Here is an 18,647-nt window from a genome sequence, read left to right as displayed (position 1 = left end):
TAACGGAGTTATGGCATTCATCGCAACGAAGTTACGACCAACAGAGCAACGTAGTTACGACGATTGGGAGTAACTCCGTTACGGCAAAAGCCTCTATTCGGCAACTGTTTCAATGGTTTCTAAACTCAAAGAAACAAAAGGAAGATACAGTTTAGACAATACAACAAACCGCCTTGGCAGCTCTGCCAAGGCGGTTTGTTGTTAATGTGCGTTCGGTATAAGAAAGCAGTTCAAGTAGGCATCTCTTAGGTATTTTTGGCGTTCTTCTCTAATAGAATAATGAGGGTTTTTAGGTTTAACTTTGTAAAGATAATTCCGTTAAAAAGTGATAACTGCGCTTTGACATTGCGAAAGCGGCTCTTTTGCGATGCAAAACCTACGCTTTTACCGTGCAAAACAGCCGCTTTTGGAATGCAAAACAATAGGTTTTGCAACACGCTGACGTATAGAGTGTTATGCAATAATTATGCTTGTGAAAAATATTTACACTCTTATCGTCTTCTTTTCCCTCATAAAATAACGTGAGTTCAGTGTAAGAATATAAGGACGAAGATACTTCACTTCTTTTCGATTATCAGCATATCAAATCATAATCAATTCTTTCTTGGCATTGCCTTGATAAACAATATACTGCTTAATTCTTACATCAAACTCACGTTTCTTATTGTTTCCTTTTACAAATTAAACTTGTATCCTACCGATACTGTAATGATTTTGTTTTTACTATCGCTTAAATCGTGGTTGTAAACCTTTGAAAGTCCGATATTGTAGCGAGCCGTCAGCATCACGTTTTCATATTCGTAGCTTAAGCCAACAGGTATGGAAAAGGCGGTTTTCTTGAACAAATACTTTGCACTACCTTCACTAACTTCATTTTTATCGTACTTTATTCCACCCTTTCCGTCCGTTTCATAGCCTTGCATTTCAGTGTGCGATGTAGCCTTTGTAAGGAAAGATGGCTGACAACCAACCGAGAACGACAAGCCTTTCGATACATAAACATGAGCAAGCAATGGAACATCAACATAGCCAAGATTGAAATATGAATCATGGAACACGGTGCCACTCCTTGCTGACAGGTCGGCAGGTACGTCCTCAAAGTTGCAACCTGCCTGTGTATAAGCAACACCACCAGACAACGCCAACTTATCTGTCAGTTGGTAATATACATCTGCACCGCCCGAGAAACCTATCCTCGTCTGCGAATGCGAAATTCTGTTATCTGCAACACCGATAGCTTCATTGGTTAGATTAGCAAAGCTAACGCCGACGTGTGGTACTACCGACCACGTTCCCCACTTAGGTTGTGCCTGTACTGCGAATACAGAAAGCACAAATAAAGATAATAAAAAAAGTCGTCTCATAAGTATGTTTTATTTTACTTATAAAACGACCTTTTCACCTTATTATTATATTATAGGCTGGCTTTTTCAGTTCTACAACCGAATAGGCAGGGATAATAAAGAAAGTGTTTACTCCTTGCTTTCGCGCTTACGCTCAAGGTGGTCGAGCAGTATCTTGCGCATACGAATGCTCTTCGGCGTTACTTCGATATACTCATCTACCTTTATATATTCTATACATTCTTCAAGGCTCATCTCCACTTTCGGTATCACGCGCGCCTTGTCGTCAGAGCCTGACGCACGCACATTGGTAAGTTGCTTCGCCTTTGTTACGTTGATAACCAAGTCTTTCTCGTGCACATGCTCGCCGACAACCTGTCCGCCGTAAACCTCTTCGCCCGGGTCGATGAAGAATTTGCCACGGTCTTGCAACTTGTCGATAGAGTAAGCGTATGCCGTTCCGTTCTCCATAGCAATCATAGAACCATTGGTACGACGTGTGATTTCGCCCTTGAAAGGTTGATATTCCTTGAAACGGTGCGCCATAATCGCCTCGCCCTGACTTGCAGTAAGCACGTTTGTGCGGAGTCCCATTATACCACGAGAAGGTATTTCAAACATTATGTTCACACGGTCGCCCTCTGTATCCATACTCAAGAGTTCGCCCTTGCGACGTGTTACCATATCAATCATCTTGCTTGAGAACTCGTCGGGAACGTTAATCGTAAGTTCCTCGATAGGCTCGCAACGCTGTCCGTCTATCTCCTTGTATATTACTTGTGGCTGTCCCACCTGCAATTCGTAGCCCTCACGGCGCATTGTCTCCACCAAAACCGATAGGTGTAACACGCCACGGCCGCTCACAAGCCACTTGTCCATGGCTCCTTCTACGGGCGAAACACGCAAGGCGAGGTTCTTTTCAAGCTCTTTGTCGAGGCGTTCGCTTATGTGGCGCGACGTACAGAACTTGCCTTCCTTTCCAAAGAAAGGCGAATCGTTAATGGTAAAGAGCATACTCATCGTTGGTTCGTCCACTGCAATGGGTGGCAAAGCTTCTGGATTGTCGTAATCGGCAATGGTATCGCCAATCTCGAAATGCTCCAAACCGATGATGGCACATATATCGCCAGAGCCGACAGCATCGGTCTTGCGGTGCGTCATACCCTCGAAGGTGTGCAGTTCCTTAATCTTTGTGCGTTCCTTGCTGCCGTCTCTATGGCAGATCGTAATGTTCTGACCGTCTTTCAATGTGCCACGATGCACACGACCGACAGCAATTCGCCCCGTATAACTTGAGAAATCCAACGATGTAATGAGCATCTGCGGCGTACCTTCCAATCGGCGTGGCGCAGGAATAGCCTTGACGATTAAGTCTAAAAGATAATCTATGTTTTCGGTTTGCTCCTTCCAGCTTGCGCTCATCCAGCCGTTCTTTGCCGAGCCATATACCACGGGGAAGTCCAACTGTTCCTCCGTAGCGTTCAAATCGCACATCAAGTCGAACACCATTTCGTACACTTCTTCAGGGCGACAGTTAGGTTTGTCCACCTTGTTCACTACCACAACAGGCTTCAAACCCAATTGCAGAGCCTTCTGAAGCACAAAGCGTGTCTGCGGCATAGGACCTTCGAAGGCGTCTACCAACAGCAAACAGCCGTCTGCCATATTCAACACACGTTCTACTTCGCCACCGAAATCGGAGTGCCCCGGTGTATCAAGAATATTTATTTTAGTATCTTTCCAATTGATACTTACGTTTTTGCTGAGAATTGTTATCCCTCGTTCGCGCTCCAAGTCATTGGAGTCTAACACTTCGTCGCTGTTGTTTTGTCCGTCACGGAAGAGTTTTCCAGCGAGCATCATCTTGTCTACCAGCGTTGTTTTACCGTGGTCTACGTGCGCAATTACTGCGATGTTCCTAATATCTTGCATTTATTATGTCTTAAATCCACACTCAATTGTGGGTGCAAAATTACAAATAATAATCGTAAAAGTATTGTGGAATAAATAAAATGTTGTAACTTTGCAGCGCACTTTCGGAAATACCGATGCATTTGACATTGTGAGCCGTTACGATTAAGGCGGCTTTTACAATGGAAAGATGTAATTGCAAACAACATTAATCAACAAAGTAAAATGTATTTAAGCAAAGAAAAGAAAGAAGAAATCTTCAGCCAGTACGGCAAAGAACAGAAGGTAGAGGACACTGGTTCAGCAGAAAGCCAAATCGCATTGTTCACCTATCGCATCAAGCACTTGACAGAACACGTTAAGAAGAACCACAAGGACTTCGTTACAACTCGTTCACTTACTCGTCTTGTAGGTAAGCGTCGTGCGCTTCTCGACTATCTGTACAAACACGACATCGAGCGTTACCGTGCAATCATTAAGAAACTCGGCCTTCGTCGATAAGGTTTCAGAAAGCATACAAATCCCCACAAACAATCGCTGTTTGTAGGGATTTTTTATGTCCAACTTATGATTAGCCGATAGTTATCGATTGAGTTGGTTTTCTTTTTCTCGCTCAAGAAAAATACCGAAAAACACCTTTGGTTTTGTAAAGATAATTCCCTTAAAAAGTGATAACTGCGTTTTGACATTGCGAAAGCGGCTGTTTTGCGTTGCAAAACCTACGCTTTTACCGTGCAAAACAGCCGCTTTTGGAACGCAAAACAATAGGTTTTGTAATACACTGAGGCATAGCAAGTTATACAACAGTTACACCTGCGAAAAATATTTACATAGTTATTCTCTTCTTTTCGACCATAAAACAAGTTATTCCTACATATTCTATATATTACCTTAACTTAGCTGAGCACTTTGTGCAACAGTTTTTTAGTATTTCAAAATAAAAAGCAATATCTGTTCTTTTCTTTTATTTTTATAAACTGTTTGTTATCTGATAGTTACTCGTTAATATAGATTAAAACTATATTAACATAGATAAAACCGATTGGAGACTAAGTAAATGTTTCCTATCTTTGCATCAGAAAACGATACAAATAACAACAAATTAAAAGGAAAAAGTATGAAGAATTTAGAATTTATCGGATTAGAAGAGAGTAAGGTAAGCAAAGTAAGAGAAGCACTTGCACAGTTGTTGGCAGATTTCCAAATCTATTATACCAACCTCCGCAACCTCCACTGGAACGTAAAAGGACACAGCTTCTTCATTATGCACGAGAAGTACGAAGAAATGTATAACAGTGCTGCTGCACACGTAGACGAAATTGCAGAGCGCATTCTGCAGCTGGGTGGCACACCCGAAAGCAAGTTCAGCGAGTACCTGAAGATAGCAACCATCAAGGAACTTGGCAAGGTAGAATGTGGCAAAGAGGCTATGGAGCACATCTTAGGCTACTTCAAGAACCTCATTGCACAAGAACGTGCGCTCATCGCATTGGCAGGTGAAGCAAACGACGACGTAACTGCCGACCTTATGACGGGCTACATTGCAGCACAGGAAAAGACTGTTTGGATGCTCCTCGCTTTTGCTGAACACCACCACAAAGGCGACTGTGGTTGCGAAAAGAAGTAAGCAACAAGAATATACAGATTAAATTTCAAAAGGGTATGTCGTTTTTTCGACATACCTTTTTGAATTATATAAGATTAAATATTTACAGAAAAAGCGATGTAAGGTAATAACCTGCATCGCTTTCCTATTATAATTATTATCTATCTGATTACTCAAATTCAGTCCATTTTGCACCTGCTATACCAGGACCACCTTCGTGAATTTCATCTTGATTTTGTTCATTTGGACTTCCTTCTCCACCGACACTTGCACCGGCTTGAGCTCCGCTACCCGCCAAAACGGTTTCACTTTCCACATATATAATACTGGTCTGTGTAGCAATATAGCTTTTCTTCATTTTAAATAAAAGTTTTATCATTTATTGTTTTACAAATTTCTTACCATTAATAATATAGATACCTTTAGGAAGTTTATCCATATTCTGGACGTTGTAATTTATCAATTGTCCATTGATATTATATATCCTATTGTCCTTAAGCACATCGGCAACCACTGATATTGTACCTATTTTGGTAGGAGTATCTGCTTCGTTGTCAGCATATTCAATAGCAACCTTAGCCTTTACTCCATCGTCTTTGGTAAGAAGAATGCAAGCTGCATACTTCGACCACTTCGTACCAGCAGTTGTTTTTGTTTTATAAAAGTTGTTTTTATACTTACTTTCATCGTCGCCAGAGTAATAATAATAAGAGTGTTCTACCAGTTGCTTATTATCATCATAATTGCCTACGAACGTATAAGTAACACCATCAGCTTCAAAGGAAACCTTCTTTAATAAGTCTGCCTTTTCGTTTTCTTTTGCTTTCTTTATATCAACACCTGTAATAGTGCACAGTACGCCTTTCCTATCACCAGTATGAAATCCTGGGTGAATCATATAAGGGTGGTGAGCTTTCGTACTTCCTTCTACCACTTTTTTAAATTCTAACTTAATGGTTTTATTATTCTTCTTGTCTTTGGCAACTTTAACACCAGAGAACTCAACAACTTCAACAGTAGCACCGTATGCACTTTCCAATTGCTCACGAGTCATTTCGAATGGAAAACACATCGTATACCACTTATCGCCTTTCATATCTTCCCAGCTTTCTTCTTTTACTTCGCCCCCAATAAGCATAAAGTCTTGCCAGCCTTTATACTCGGGATAGGTATTTGAATTGTTACCATTGTTGTATCTTCCGTCTTCTATTTTTGCCCATTTGTGTCCATATTCACCTGTCGTGTATGCTCGGGTATTAGAAGAAGTTCCTAATGTTCTTGCGTCTTCATTCACATATTTTTCATAAGCGGCTTTTGGATAATGAAATACAGTACGTGTTTTCATTTTCGTTTCATCGTAAGGGTGGTAATCTTTTCTTGTTACTTTTTCTCCAGTTCCTGCACCATTGTACGTGTACCATTGAGTATTAATAGGCTCAAATCCTTGTTCGGCACATTTTGTTTCTGTACCAAGAACATATACATCTGAAAGATTGTAATTCTGTTGGAAAGCAGTTTTCTCTATAAGTTCAACATTAGCAGGAATTGTTATTGTTTTTAATTCATAACATAACCCAAATGCTTGTTCACGAATATACCTAAGTGAATTTGGCAAACGAATAGTCTTTATTGCCGAACCATGAAAAGCACCTTTTTTAATTTCTTCCAATCCTTCGGGTAATACTATATCTTCCAACTTAGAACAATCTTTAAATGCCTGTGCATCTATCGTTTTTGTTCCATTATAAAACTCTACATTTTTTAAAGCTGTACATTGTGCAAAGCATTGACGACCTATTGTGCCAACACCTTTTTTAAAGATTATCTTTTCTAATGTCTTTGATTGTTGAAATGCTTGAACCCCTATATTCACAACTTCATCAGGATTTTCTAAGTTATCAGGGAAAATAACTTCCTTGATACAATTATTTCGTTTACTAACCAAACATTGAGTAGGTACTTCTTTTGTAGTCTTTGGAAAAGTAAGATATTCTAACTTTGACATCATTCCCAACCATTGCAAATCAGCATCATTCATTAATTTAGCATTTTCCAAATCAAGTTTTAGAATGTTAGGAAATTGATTTTGGTAATTCCAACTACCAAACAAGAAATACGCATCTTCAGAACTTATCTGTGCTCCATTCTGCGTAACAACCACCATTTTGGTAGCATTTTTAACTGTTTCCGGCAATCCATTGTAGCCATCTTTTAAATCTCCTGTTCGCTGTAATGTAAGTGTAACAGTGCCATCAGCAGCTGTAGAATGCTTAAGCTCTGCCTTAGCATTACCGAGTATTAGCAAGCTAATACATAAAAATAAAATTTTCTTCATATATAAATTGTTTCTGTCTATCTTATTTAATTATAATTCAGTAAGTAAAATATCAAAACAAGCCATCCCTTTTAATTTTTTTACAAAGGTAATACTATTTATTTTTACCCTCCCCTAATTAACGTTTATTAACTTTAGTATTTGTTTATTTAACACAAAAACATGCTTTAAATGGGGGCTATATTTTATAAAAACAAGATAAAGAGTTCGATTTTGCAATCTCCCATAACATGAATTCGATATACTCCCTGTGCAATGAGCCTGCTTTTGGCAATGATTTCAATGTTCATAGACGGTTTCTTGGGCAATAGTTTATAAGCTATCAAATTTGTTGCAAAGTTGTTAAAGAAACAATAAATACCCTTTATACTCTCACACTGTTGCCTCTCTATTCCTCGTTTTATAGAGAGAAAACAGACAACAAAAATGTAAACATTCTTCAAAAGTACATCTATTGACTAATTTGCTTGTTATCAACGCATTACAAAACCTATTGTTTTGCGTTCCAAAAGCGTAGGTTTTGCACGGTAAAAGCGTAGGTTTTACATTGCAAAACCTACGCTTTCGCAATGCCAAAGTGCAGTTATCACTTTTTAAGAGAATTATCTTTACAAAGTTAAACGAAAGAACGCTCACTGTTTCATTAGAGAACTTGCTTAGAAAACATCTGTGAGATAGCTTGCTTAACCTGCTTTCTTATGCCGAACTCACATTATATTAATGTGAAAAAATAATCGTTTACGGTATAATTTCCTTTAAAGGAATCATCACAAAGTCGCGTTCTTCCATTAAAGGGTGTGGCACCTTGAGGTCGGGTTCACTGATTTTAAGGTCGTCTATCATCAGAATGTCAATATCAATGATGCGGTCTTGATACTTGCGATTAACGGTTTTATGGCTACGTCCCATTTCTTTCTCAATGGCTTGCGTGGTTTCTAACAGCTGACGGGGTGCGTGCTGCGTATCTACACATAGGCAAACATTGAGGAAATTGTTAGGACTTTCGAATCCCCAAGGCTCGGTTTCGAGGAACGACGACTGCCGAACGACCTCTCCTACTCTATTCTGAATAAGAGAAATAGCTTCGTTTAAGATTGCCTTGCGGTTGCCAAGGTTAGAGCCTAACCCAAGATACACTGTGTGCTGCATCTTTGTTTGTCTGCTTTAAAATCCTTTAAATACGGAATTAATCGTTCAAGATGAGCAGTGCATCACCGAAGCAACCGAACTTATAACCCGCCTTGACAGCCTTGTCGTAAGCCTCCATTATAAGGTCGTATCCACCAAATGCCGCTGTTTCCATCAACAAAGTAGAATACGGGTGATAGAAATTAACGAGCATAGAGTCTGCCAAACCGAAGTCGTAAGGTGGGAAGATGAACTTGTTTGTCCAACCATCGTATTCTTTCAACATACCGTCTGTGCCTACAGCAGTTTCGGTTGCCTTCACAACACTTGCACCAACGGCACACACACGATGGTTTGCAGCTTTCGTTTCGTTCACGATTTTGCAAGCCTCCGCAGAGATATGCATTTCCTCTGAATCCATTTTGTGCTTCGTAAGGTCTTCCACTTCAATGTCGTGGAAGTTGCCCAAACCGCAATGCAAGGTGATATAAGCAGTCTGAATGCCTTTTATCTCCATCATCTTCATAAGATGTTCGGAGAAGTGGAGGTTTGTTCCAGGTGCAGTAACCGCTCCTTCGTGCTTTGCAAACACCGTCTGGAAGTTCTCCAAATCGTCAGCGTCGGCATGCGCAAAATCCTCGTCGGCACCTTTCGGACGGTTGTCTATGATGTAGCGGGGCAGCGGTGCCTCGCCCAAAGCATAGAGTTCGCGCTTGAATTCTTCGTGCGAACAATCGTAAAGGAAGCGAAGTGTGCGTCCACGCGACGTGGTATTGTCAATCACTTCGGCAACCATAGAGCCCGATTCGTCGAAGAAGAGCTTGTTGCCAATACGTATTTTGCGGGCAGGTTCTACCAAAACGTCCCACAAACGCATTTCTTGATTCAGCTCTCGCAGCAAGAATACCTCGATTTTAGCATCGGTCTTTTCCTTCGTACCATAAAGACGAGCGGGGAAAACCTTTGTGTCGTTGAATATAAAGGTGTCGCCTTCATCAAAATAATTCACTACATCTTTAAAGCGGATATAGTCTTCTTCCGTAGGTTCACCCTTTATTTTCTTGTTGTTATACATATCAATCGTTCCCGATTTCTTATGCACAACCATCAAACGGGCTTCGTCTCTACGCGTTACTTTGAATACTTGACTTGTTCCGTCGGCACGGTTCAACACACGTTCTGACGAATGTGGATACAAAGCTACCTGCTCGTTGGGCAAGTTGAATTTAAATTGCGAAAGCTTCATTTATCTGTAATTTCTATGTTCTGTTCGTTCAACCATTCTTGGAAATGGTCGTAATTTATACATTTTTCTACTCTTATATCGCCTACTTGGGTGCGTCGGAGCGCAACAAGATAGGCACCGCTATTGATAGCACGCCCTAAATCGCGTGCCAATGCGCGTATGTAGGTTCCCTTGCCGCAAACAACTCGGAGTGTAAGTTGCATCTTCTCGGCATCGAAACTGGTAATTTCTATTTCGTCTATCCTTATTTTCTTAGGTTTCAGAACTACGTCCTCGCCGTTTCTACGATAGTCGAAAGCACGTTGTCCATTCACTTTTACAGCACTGTAAGTAGGCGGTATCTGCTCAATGTCGCCGATAAACTGCTGCAATTCCGTTTCTATCAGCTCTCTCGTGATATGTTCTGTGGGGAAAGTTTCGTTTTCCTCGTGCTCCATATCATAGCTTGGTGTGGTCGCTCCCAACTGCATTGTGGCAACATACTCCTTTGTATGCGTCTGCAAAGTTTCTATCTGCTTGGTCATTTTGCCTGTTGCAAGAATGAGAACACCTGTTGCCAATGGGTCGAGCGTACCTGCATGACCTATCTTTACACGTCCTCCCTGCGCCTTCGAGCAAAGATAACGCACGTGCGCCAACGCCTTGAAACTCGTTATTCCATACGGTTTGTCGATGGGTATGATAACACCTTCCTTGAAATTCATACGTTTCTGACTGAAGCGTTTAAACGTTAATCGACCATATTCAGCGACATTCCAGAAAGCAACATCGCCAAAAGGATAACACCAACGATGATACGATACCAACCAAAGGCTTTAAAACCATACTTCGTAAGGAAGCTTACAAACCACTTCATAGCAAATATGGCAACTGCAAAAGAAACCACACAGCCTACACCTAATAAGAAAAAGTTGTCGCTTGTAGCCCATTTTACATCTTCCTTCATCATATCGTACACGTCAAGAATAGTTGCGCCCGCCATCGTCGGTACGGCAAGGAAGAACGAAAACTCTGCTGCTTTCTTGCGTGTAAGTTTGTTTGCCATACCACCAACAATGGTAGACATAGAGCGGCTCATACCGGGAATGACCGAAAGACATTGGAACAAACCTATGAGAAACGCACGCTTAGGCGTTACTTCGTTCTCTTCTCTGCCCTTATTGAAGATGTTATCGCAGAAAAGCATAAAGATACCACCCAGCACAAGCGTTATGGCTACCACCCAAATAGAGTCCAACAACCAATCGAGCAAGCCGCTTTTCTTGGCTGCCAAGCCTACAACAACAGCTGGCAACACACCAATGATAAGCAGTCCGTACAGTTTCCACATTTCAGGCTTGAAGGAAAAAAACTTCTTCCAATACAGACAAACAACCGAAAGAATAGCTCCAAACTGTATGATGAACGTAAAAGCGTGAACAAACGGATTGCCCTGCTGCACGCCCAACAGGTGTTGGGTTATTATCATATGACCTGTCGAAGACACAGGCAGGAACTCTGTCAAGCCTTCAACAATGGCAATAATAATGGTTTGAATTAAGTCCATTATGCTTCGGCGTCGTCTTTATGTTTCGGCTGGTACATAATGGCACCAATAATAGAGATGAAACCAATGAATGTAACTACAGGAGCAACCTTTATCTTCATAGCACTGAAGATTTCAGGATTATACTGCGTCTCGGTAGAACTGCCACCGCTCATCAATATGAAGCCCAACACTACAATGGCAACACTGATAGCCAACAAGATGAAATTGATTTTGCTAAATGCTAAATTCTTCTTATCCATTTCATTATAAATTATGAAATGCCACCCACCTGCTTGTCGGCAACATTTCCAAGAATATCCTTTGTTTTAGATTTTATACAGCGAACTTGCTTTCATTCGCAAGAACTTGTTCACCGAAAGCCACGAGCAGAAGAAAGTGATGAGAATGCCAAATGCCAACATAATAACGGCAGTAACCACCATAACATTCAAATCCAGCACCACAGCTATCTCTGGGTCGTAAGTATATAATAGGTACATACCCAAGCCAAGCACGGCAATCGCTATCAAGGCAGATACGAAACCCTGCAAAACGGCTGTGCGCAGGAATGGCATTCGTATGAAGTTCCACGATGCACCAACGAGCTTCATCGTGTGAATGGTGAAGCGGCGGGCATACATACTCAAACGTATCGTATTGTTAATGAGCGAGAACGACACCACCGTAAGCAAGGCTGCGATAATCAGCAGCACAATACTAATCTTGCCCAACGTTCGGTTCACGCTTTCCACCAAGTCTTGTCGGTAGGTAATATCGCTGACACCCTTGAACTTCTTCAGCTGTCCTGCAATGGCTTTAATAGAGTCGTTGTTGGCATAATTTGCCTTTAACTTCACCTCAATTTCTGCCGTAAACGGGTTTTCGCCTGCAAATTCGGCAGGATTGGCTCCCAATTCGCGAGTGCCTTCCTTCAAGGCTTCTTCCTTGGAAACGAAGTTCAGATTACTGATATAGTGCAATTGGTCTACTTGCGCACACAGCGTTGCACATTCTTCGTTGCTCATATCGGGTTGAAGAATCATCGTTACCGTCAAATTCTCTTTCACGAATTGGCTGAGGTTGCGGCTCGTAAACACCGTTAAAACCACCATTCCGATAAGGATAAGCACCATTGCCGTGCTTATGCAGAGCGTTACTACTTGCAAGCTGTGAGGCTTCTCTATCTTTTTATGTCTTTTCGCCATCTGTTATAAATTTGGGGATAATACGCCAAAGTTGATGCAAAGATACTGTAAAATAAGGTAATGGCAAAAGAATTTATATTTTATTTACACACGTAACAAAAATTCCGATATTGCCCCTTCGCTTTCCAAGCAGAAAGACACAACCTTACCGACTGAACAAGACGAAACCAAACGGCTCCTTTAGCGCATATTCTTTATTTGCAAACAAACCTTAAATCAGCTCCCGAATTGTTAATTTTCAGAGCCTCAACTCCGAAATTACGGGCACTTTTCTGCACCACGGCAAAAGTTTTTGCAAATTCTCGCTCTTTTCACGTGCTACTTTAAGCCGCTGAAAAGCAAGCTGTTGCACGCTTATTGGGTAGTACTGTGCAACAAATACAGCTTGTTTGTGTGGCAAAACAAGGGTTTTTCGCCCTATTTTGCACACAATTTCAGCATAAATATAGCTCAAATAGCTTGCAAAAGCGGCTGTTTTGCATTGCAAAAGTGCCGCTTTTGGTCGGTAAGAGCTACACTTTCGCAAAGTAAAATAAGCTATTTTACAAATTCATTCCTTTTTTATCGCTTTCTTTTTCTCTATTTCACCCTTTTCAGTTGTGTTAAATTTATTGCGCCATTTACTGGATTTCAGAACAATAAATACGAAGTGCCAAAAATGCAAATACTCCGCTTTTGAATCCAGAAACTATCTATTCTGCGATGTTAAGAAACATTGTAAAGTGCTTTTTTTAAATACATTACGGTTTAATAGTAAATTATTTGTTGTTTATTTGGCATTTTAATGAAATATAATTACTTTTGCAACTAACAACTAACGCAACTTATAAGATGAGGAAAAATATCCAAACAACTCTACTACTATTGTTTTTCTTTACATCATTAGATATGATGGCGCAAAGTATTAAAGGAAAAGTTGTAGACGCACAAGGTGCGCCCCTTGAATTGGCGAACGTTTGTCTGCTCTCAAAAGCCGACTCTTCGTTTATTAGCGGTGCAGCAAGCAAAGCTAATGGAGTATTTACCATTGAAACAAAAAGTATTGATGGCATTTTGAGAGTTTCGTGTATGGGCTACGAAACAAAATACTCAGACTGCCATTCTGCTGATGCAGGCACCATTATATTAATGCCAAGCAGTAACGAAATGGCTGAAGTTGTGGTGAAAGGCAACAGGAGTCTTTATACAATGAATGCAGGAGGACTTACGTCTACCATACAAGGCAGTGCGTTAGCGAAACTGCCTTCACTCTCCGACGTACTCAACCAGCTGCCTTTCCTTAGTGCTTCGGACAATGCAATCACCGTATTAGGGAAAGGTAAACCGCTTGTTTATCTTGACGGAAGAAAAATAACAAGTAACACAGAACTCGTAGGGTTGAAAGGCAATCAAATAAGAAATGTGCAGGTAATAATGAACCCTAGTAGCCGTTACCCGTCAAATGTGGGAGCAGTGATACGCATTACAACAATTCGTACACAAGGCGATGGTTGGTCGGGGACAATACAATGGAACGGAAAAGTAAACCATAATTTTGGTCAAAACGACTTTCTTAAACTCAACTACCGCAAGGGGGCATTTGATATTTTCGGCTCTGTTTATTACCAAGAAAACAAATCAGACGAGGAGCAAACCAACGATGTAGCGTTTAATTATAAAGGGACAACGATTGTATCGCATAATTCAAACAAACAAAATAGCAAGGGTAGGTATCTTGTTTCGCAGGCTGGTACAAACTATGTATCACTCGATAACAGCTTTTATGCAGGACTGAAGTATATATATTCTCGAACCATAAAAATCCCGTTCAACCTTTATTCTACGCTAACATCTTCCGACTTGGAAGGCAACCATACATTTAACAGCTATTATTTTCAAAACTATTATGGTGGAAGACATAATGCAACAGCCTATCTTTTGAAGACTTTCAAGAACAAATGGGAGGTGGAAATGAATACCACTTATGCTCGTATCGACTTTACAACCGATTTGAATACCACCGAAATAGAACACAACAAAACAATAACAGTTGGTAGCAAGAGCTATCGAAAGACAGATATGTTTGCCGAAAATGTAATGTTTTCAAAGTCAATGCCTATCGGTAAGTTTACATTTGGCGAGGAATACACTTACACCAACAATACGCAAGCCTTTGAATTAGCCGACCCTGACCACACTTCTTCCTTGACATCGAATGGTAATCAGGCAAAACAAAACTCGTTGGCACTATTCAGTGAGTACAGTAAAGCGTGGAAACATTGGAGTACCAATGTTGGCTTACGGTACGAGTGGGTAGCTTTCGATTATAGATTGAATGGCGTTAAACAAGATGCACAATCGAAAAAGTACGGCAACTTATTGCCAACGCTTTCTTTAAACTATTCTAAGAGCAGTTTCGGAACTACTTTATCGCTCCGCTCCATCATTGCACGTCCGTCGTATATGCAGTTAAGAGCCAGCCGAGCTTATAACAATCGCTATGCCTATGAGGGTGGAAATCCGTCCTTGCAGCCTGCAAATATCTACGACTTGGGGTTACTTCTGCGCTATAAAGACTTGGTCTTGAGTTCAAATTACATTATTTATAAAAACGCAATATCGTTTTACGAAGAAGTATTAGAAGACAAACCGATTCGATTAAATTCATTTATAAACATTGATTACCAAAGTTTCAATCTTATGGCATCTTATGCTCCAACATTCGGAATATGGAAACCGTCGGTAACATTACAGGCTTATTTCCAACAGCTTGAATACAATAGTATGAAGTATACAAAACCAATAGCAAAGTATTCTTTCAAGAATTTATTTTCATTTCCAAAGTCTTACACTGCCACATTGAACTTTTCGGGATATACAGCAGGCAACGACGGACTGCTTTACTATAAACAGAACTTCACGACATCAGCATCATTAATCAAGAGTTTCCCTTTCGGCTTGATGGTGGCATTAAGTATAGAGGACATATTCCACACCTCGCGAGAACGTTGGACAGTGAAAACACCAGATATTGAAGCTACCAAATGGTTGAAAGGCGATACACAATCTTTCACCCTAACCCTTCGTTACAGCTTCAATACAGCACGTAGCAAGTATAAAGGAAAGGGTGCAGGCAATAGCGAAATCAACCGTTTGTAGGAATAAAAAGGAAAGAAAACCACTGTATTGGCAGTTCTATGCAATTCCGAAAGAAATGTTTCTTTTGGAATTAAATATGCTTTGGTTTGTGCAAATACTAAGCTAAAAATGTGTAACTTTGCATTATCAAATAGTTAAATACAGTATGCGAGACTTGACTGATGCCGAATTGGCAAAGCTGATAGACAAGGATATATTTCATAAAATCTCTGATGCAGCCGACAAACTCGGCTTGGAATGTTACGTTGTGGGCGGTTATGTCCGCGACTTATTCCTTGAACGACCCTCTAACGACATTGATGTCGTTGTAGTGGGGAGCGGTATCAGCGTTGCCAACGAACTGAAAAAGACAATTGGAAAGCGGGCGCACATATCGGTTTTCCACAACTTTGGCACAGCACAAGTGAAATTTGGCGGTATGGAAGTGGAGTTTGTCGGCGCACGCAAGGAGAGCTACAGCCACGACAGCCGTAAGCCTATCGTGGAAGACGGCACGCTGGAAGACGACCAAAACCGACGCGACTTTACCATAAATGCAATGGCAGTGTGCTTGAACAAGAGCCGTTTTGGCGAATTGGTAGACCCATTCGGCGGTGTAGACGACCTTTGGGACGGCATTATCCGTACTCCGTTAGACCCCGACATTACTTTTTCGGACGACCCTCTGCGTATGATGCGTTGTGTAAGATTTGCCACGCAGCTGAACTTTTTCATCGAAGACGAAACCTTCGAGGCATTGGAACGCAATGCCGACCGCATAAAAATTGTGAGCGGAGAGCGTATTGCCGACGAACTGAACAAGATAATGGCAACACGTACACCGAGCAAAGGCTTTATAGACTTGTATCGTTGCGGGCTGCTCCAGATTATCTTGCCCGAGCTTGTAGCAATGGACGTGGTGGAAACACGCAACGGCAGGGCGCATAAGAACAACTTTTTCCACACGTTAGAGGTACTCGACAACATATCAAAGGCAACCGACAACATTTGGTTGCGGTGGGCTGCACTGTTCCACGATATAGGTAAACCGAAGAGCAAGCGTTGGGACCCTGTTGCAGGTTGGACCTTCCACAGCCATAATATAATAGGTGCAAAGATGATTGCGTCAATCTTTAAACGTCTGAAATTCCCAATGGACGCCAAGATGAAATACGTGCGCAAGTTGGTAGACCTGCATATGCGCCCTATCATCATAGCCGACGAGGAAGTTACAGACTCTGCTGTTCGTCGCCTGATGAACGATGCCGGCGACGACATTGACGACCTGATGACGCTTTGCGAAGCTGACATAACGAGCAAGAATGCTGCACGCAAACAACGTTTCTTAGAGAATTTCAAGACCGTTCGTGAAAAGTTGGACGACCTTAAAGAACGCGATTACAAACGGTTGCTGCAACCGTGCATCGACGGCGACGAAATTATGGCACTGTTCAACCTAAAGCCCAGTCGCGAAGTAGGCGAATTAAAGAAAGCTTTGAAAGAAGCTGTCTTAGACAATCGTGTACCCAACGAACGTGAGCCGCTTATGGCATTGCTGAAGGAAAAAGCAGCAGAAATGGGGTTGATGTAAAGCATTTTGCCTGTAATGCAAAATGTTTTAATAACGCTGTATATCAGTATTTTATAAGCTTTAAATATAGAGTATGAGCATACAGGACGTTCTTGACCTTTTAAAATGTTTGTAATTATTGTTAAATATTACAGCCATATAAGGTTACAATTGAATAAAAAGCGTTACCTTTGCGAAGAGAAAACTCATTTTTTTGCTTGGGTTTTTAAAGAAATAGTATTTAAAGAGAAATACCAACAAGCTAAAGAATAAGTAAAAAAGATTATAAAATACAGACAGAAGTATGATTAAAAGCAAGTTTTTACTGTTGGCAGCATTAGCCACTACAGTGCTTTCAAGTTGTGGAGGAGGCAAACGCGAGTTGCCCAAGAACAACGAGTATCCCGTGATTACGATTAGTGCAGCGAATGCACAGATGAAAACCACCTATCCAGCCACTATTAAAGGTATTCAGGACGTGGAAGTTCGCCCAAAGGTAAGCGGTTTCATTACAAAACTTTATGTACACGAAGGCGAGGCTGTTCGTGCAGGACAGGTTTTGTTTGTTGTTGACAATGCCGTGTATCAGTCGGCAGTTCGCCAAGCTGAGGCTACAGTGGCATCAGCGCAAAGTGGCATTAGTCGTGCGCAAGCAAGCGTAGTGCAAGCTGCAGCTGCTTTAAATTCGGCACAGGCACAAGCTGCTACGGCACAGCTGACCTACAACAACAGCAAGAACCTATATAGTAATAAGGTGATTGGCGACTACGAGATGCAAGCTGCAAAGAATACTTACGAAACTGCACAGGCAGCTGTAAGTCAGGCGCGAAGCGGCGTTCAGGCAGCAAATTCAGGTATAAAACAAGCCGAAGCAGCGTTGAAACAAGCACAAGCAGGCTTGGCAACGGCAAAAGAAAATCTAAGTTTCTGCTATGTAAAGAGTCCTGCCAACGGTTTTGTAGGTAACCTTCCTTATAAAGAAGGTGCATTGGTAAGCCCATCTTCGCCAATGCCTGTAACAACTATCAGTAATATTTCGACAATGGAAGTTTACTTCTCGATGACCGAAGCTGACGTTCTTGCCCTCTCGCGCAACAACCGTGGCTTGGGCAACGCTATCAATAAGTTCCCGAAAGTAAGTCTCCAGTTGGTTGATGGTTCTATTTACAACCACGAGGGAACAATTGTCAAGACCAGCGGAATGATTGATGCGACAACTGGAACCATAAGCGTTATCGCTCGTTTCCCTAATCCAGAACACTTGTTGAAGAGTGGCGGCAGCGGAAAAGTTGTGATTGCGAAGAACGACAACAACGCTTTGATGATTCCTCAAGATGCCACTGTTCAGGTTCAAGATAAGATTTTTGTTTACAAGGTAGATGCCAACGGCAAGATACACTACTCTGAAATCAAGGTCGATCCACAGAACGACGGTGTGAACTACGTAGTTACTTCAGGTTTGAAGATTGGCGAAAGAATCGTTTCCAAAGGTTTAGCAACATTGGAAGACGGTATGGAAATAAAGCCTTTAACCCCTGCTCAATACGAAGAAGCATTGAAGAAAGCTGCCCAACTTGGCGAAAATCAAAGTTCGGCAAGTGGTTTCTTGAAGGCAATGAAGGGCAACGACGATAAGAAATAGACCGTAAAACAAAAGA

General features: G+C 41.4%; 17 protein-coding genes and 1 pseudogene. 5 read left to right on the top strand and 13 right to left on the bottom strand.

All coding sequences use genetic code 11. From position 1 onward, the window contains the following. Positions 1-245 precede the first annotated feature (245 nt). From BWX39_RS12755 to typA, 3 genes are all read right to left on the bottom strand, one after another. On the bottom strand, positions 246-461 hold the full coding sequence (locus tag BWX39_RS12755; RefSeq protein WP_076123228.1) for a CIA30 family protein: 216 nt from the start codon (positions 459-461) through the stop codon (positions 246-248). 213 nt (positions 462-674) lie between these two features. After that, complete coding sequence (locus tag BWX39_RS03855) at positions 675-1,364, bottom strand: porin family protein (RefSeq protein WP_028904845.1); 690 nt, start codon at positions 1,362-1,364, stop codon at positions 675-677. Positions 1,365-1,472: 108 nt separating this feature from the next. Then, the gene (gene typA / locus BWX39_RS03850; RefSeq protein ID WP_028904846.1) at positions 1,473-3,275 is read right to left on the bottom strand and encodes a translational GTPase TypA; all 1,803 of its coding nucleotides are present in this window, start codon (positions 3,273-3,275) and stop codon (positions 1,473-1,475) included. A 204-nt stretch (positions 3,276-3,479) separates the two neighbouring features. Between typA and rpsO the strand changes: the two genes are divergently transcribed. Then, positions 3,480-3,755: a 30S ribosomal protein S15 gene (gene rpsO / locus BWX39_RS03845; RefSeq protein ID WP_028904847.1), complete on the top strand. Its 276-nt coding sequence runs from the start codon at positions 3,480-3,482 to the stop codon at positions 3,753-3,755. A gap of 81 nt (positions 3,756-3,836) precedes the next feature. Here rpsO and BWX39_RS12385 read toward each other — a convergent pair whose 3' ends face one another. Next, positions 3,837-4,058 carry a hypothetical protein gene (locus tag BWX39_RS12385; protein ID WP_076123226.1) on the bottom strand — a complete coding sequence of 74 codons (222 nt, stop codon included), beginning with the start codon at positions 4,056-4,058 and terminating at the stop codon, positions 3,837-3,839. A 313-nt stretch (positions 4,059-4,371) separates the two neighbouring features. On the opposite strand from BWX39_RS12385, the gene BWX39_RS03835 reads away from it, so the two are divergent. Then, entirely contained in the window at positions 4,372-4,881 is a 510-nt protein-coding gene (locus BWX39_RS03835) for a Dps family protein (RefSeq protein WP_028904848.1), read from the top strand. A 148-nt stretch (positions 4,882-5,029) separates the two neighbouring features. On the opposite strand, the gene BWX39_RS03830 is transcribed toward BWX39_RS03835, so the two are convergent. The 9 genes and pseudogenes from BWX39_RS03830 to BWX39_RS03790 form a co-directional block, all read right to left on the bottom strand. Next, positions 5,030-5,239, bottom strand: a complete 210-nt coding sequence (locus BWX39_RS03830) for a pseudouridine synthase (protein ID WP_232527367.1) — start codon at positions 5,237-5,239, stop codon at positions 5,030-5,032. Continuing rightward, entirely contained in the window at positions 5,240-7,195 is a 1,956-nt protein-coding gene (locus BWX39_RS03825; protein WP_028904850.1) for a leucine-rich repeat domain-containing protein, read from the bottom strand. Positions 7,196-7,446: 251 nt separating this feature from the next. Continuing rightward, positions 7,447-7,542: pseudogene (locus BWX39_RS12380) on the bottom strand (IS982 family transposase); the annotation flags it as partial. A 391-nt stretch (positions 7,543-7,933) separates the two neighbouring features. Beyond that, on the bottom strand, positions 7,934-8,344 hold the full coding sequence (gene folK, locus BWX39_RS03815) for a 2-amino-4-hydroxy-6-hydroxymethyldihydropteridine diphosphokinase (RefSeq protein ID WP_028904851.1): 411 nt from the start codon (positions 8,342-8,344) through the stop codon (positions 7,934-7,936). A gap of 37 nt (positions 8,345-8,381) precedes the next feature. After that, complete coding sequence (gene queA, locus BWX39_RS03810; RefSeq protein ID WP_028904852.1) at positions 8,382-9,569, bottom strand: tRNA preQ1(34) S-adenosylmethionine ribosyltransferase-isomerase QueA; 1,188 nt, start codon at positions 9,567-9,569, stop codon at positions 8,382-8,384. Then, on the bottom strand, positions 9,566-10,273 hold the full coding sequence (gene truB / locus BWX39_RS03805) for a tRNA pseudouridine(55) synthase TruB (RefSeq protein ID WP_028904853.1): 708 nt from the start codon (positions 10,271-10,273) through the stop codon (positions 9,566-9,568). Before truB ends, queA begins: the two co-directional genes overlap by 4 nt. A gap of 26 nt (positions 10,274-10,299) precedes the next feature. Then, positions 10,300-11,115, bottom strand: a complete 816-nt coding sequence (locus tag BWX39_RS03800) for an undecaprenyl-diphosphate phosphatase (protein WP_028904854.1) — start codon at positions 11,113-11,115, stop codon at positions 10,300-10,302. Beyond that, a complete protein-coding gene (locus BWX39_RS03795; RefSeq protein ID WP_028904855.1) occupies positions 11,115-11,357 on the bottom strand; it encodes a DUF3098 domain-containing protein in 243 nt (80 codons plus the stop codon). Before BWX39_RS03795 ends, BWX39_RS03800 begins: the two co-directional genes overlap by 1 nt. A 66-nt stretch (positions 11,358-11,423) precedes the next feature. Next, positions 11,424-12,302: a cell division protein FtsX gene (locus tag BWX39_RS03790; protein WP_014710393.1), complete on the bottom strand. Its 879-nt coding sequence runs from the start codon at positions 12,300-12,302 to the stop codon at positions 11,424-11,426. Between the two features lie 831 nt (positions 12,303-13,133). Between BWX39_RS03790 and BWX39_RS03780 the strand changes: the two genes are divergently transcribed. The 3 genes from BWX39_RS03780 to BWX39_RS03770 all read left to right on the top strand — a co-directional run bounded on the left by BWX39_RS03780 (position 13,134) and on the right by BWX39_RS03770 (position 18,631). After that, positions 13,134-15,440: an outer membrane beta-barrel family protein gene (locus BWX39_RS03780; protein ID WP_028904857.1), complete on the top strand. Its 2,307-nt coding sequence runs from the start codon at positions 13,134-13,136 to the stop codon at positions 15,438-15,440. Positions 15,441-15,585: 145 nt separating this feature from the next. Further along, on the top strand, positions 15,586-17,010 hold the full coding sequence (locus BWX39_RS03775; RefSeq protein ID WP_028904858.1) for a CCA tRNA nucleotidyltransferase: 1,425 nt from the start codon (positions 15,586-15,588) through the stop codon (positions 17,008-17,010). A 283-nt stretch (positions 17,011-17,293) separates the two neighbouring features. Continuing rightward, positions 17,294-18,631 carry an efflux RND transporter periplasmic adaptor subunit gene (locus BWX39_RS03770; protein WP_028904859.1) on the top strand — a complete coding sequence of 446 codons (1,338 nt, stop codon included), beginning with the start codon at positions 17,294-17,296 and terminating at the stop codon, positions 18,629-18,631. Positions 18,632-18,647 lie beyond the last annotated feature (16 nt).

The organism is Prevotella intermedia ATCC 25611 = DSM 20706 (assembly GCF_001953955.1).
Classification (GTDB): Bacteria; Bacteroidota; Bacteroidia; order Bacteroidales; family Bacteroidaceae; genus Prevotella; species Prevotella intermedia.
Note: the sequence above shows the minus strand (reverse complement) of the source record. Positions and strands in the feature narration are given on the sequence as shown.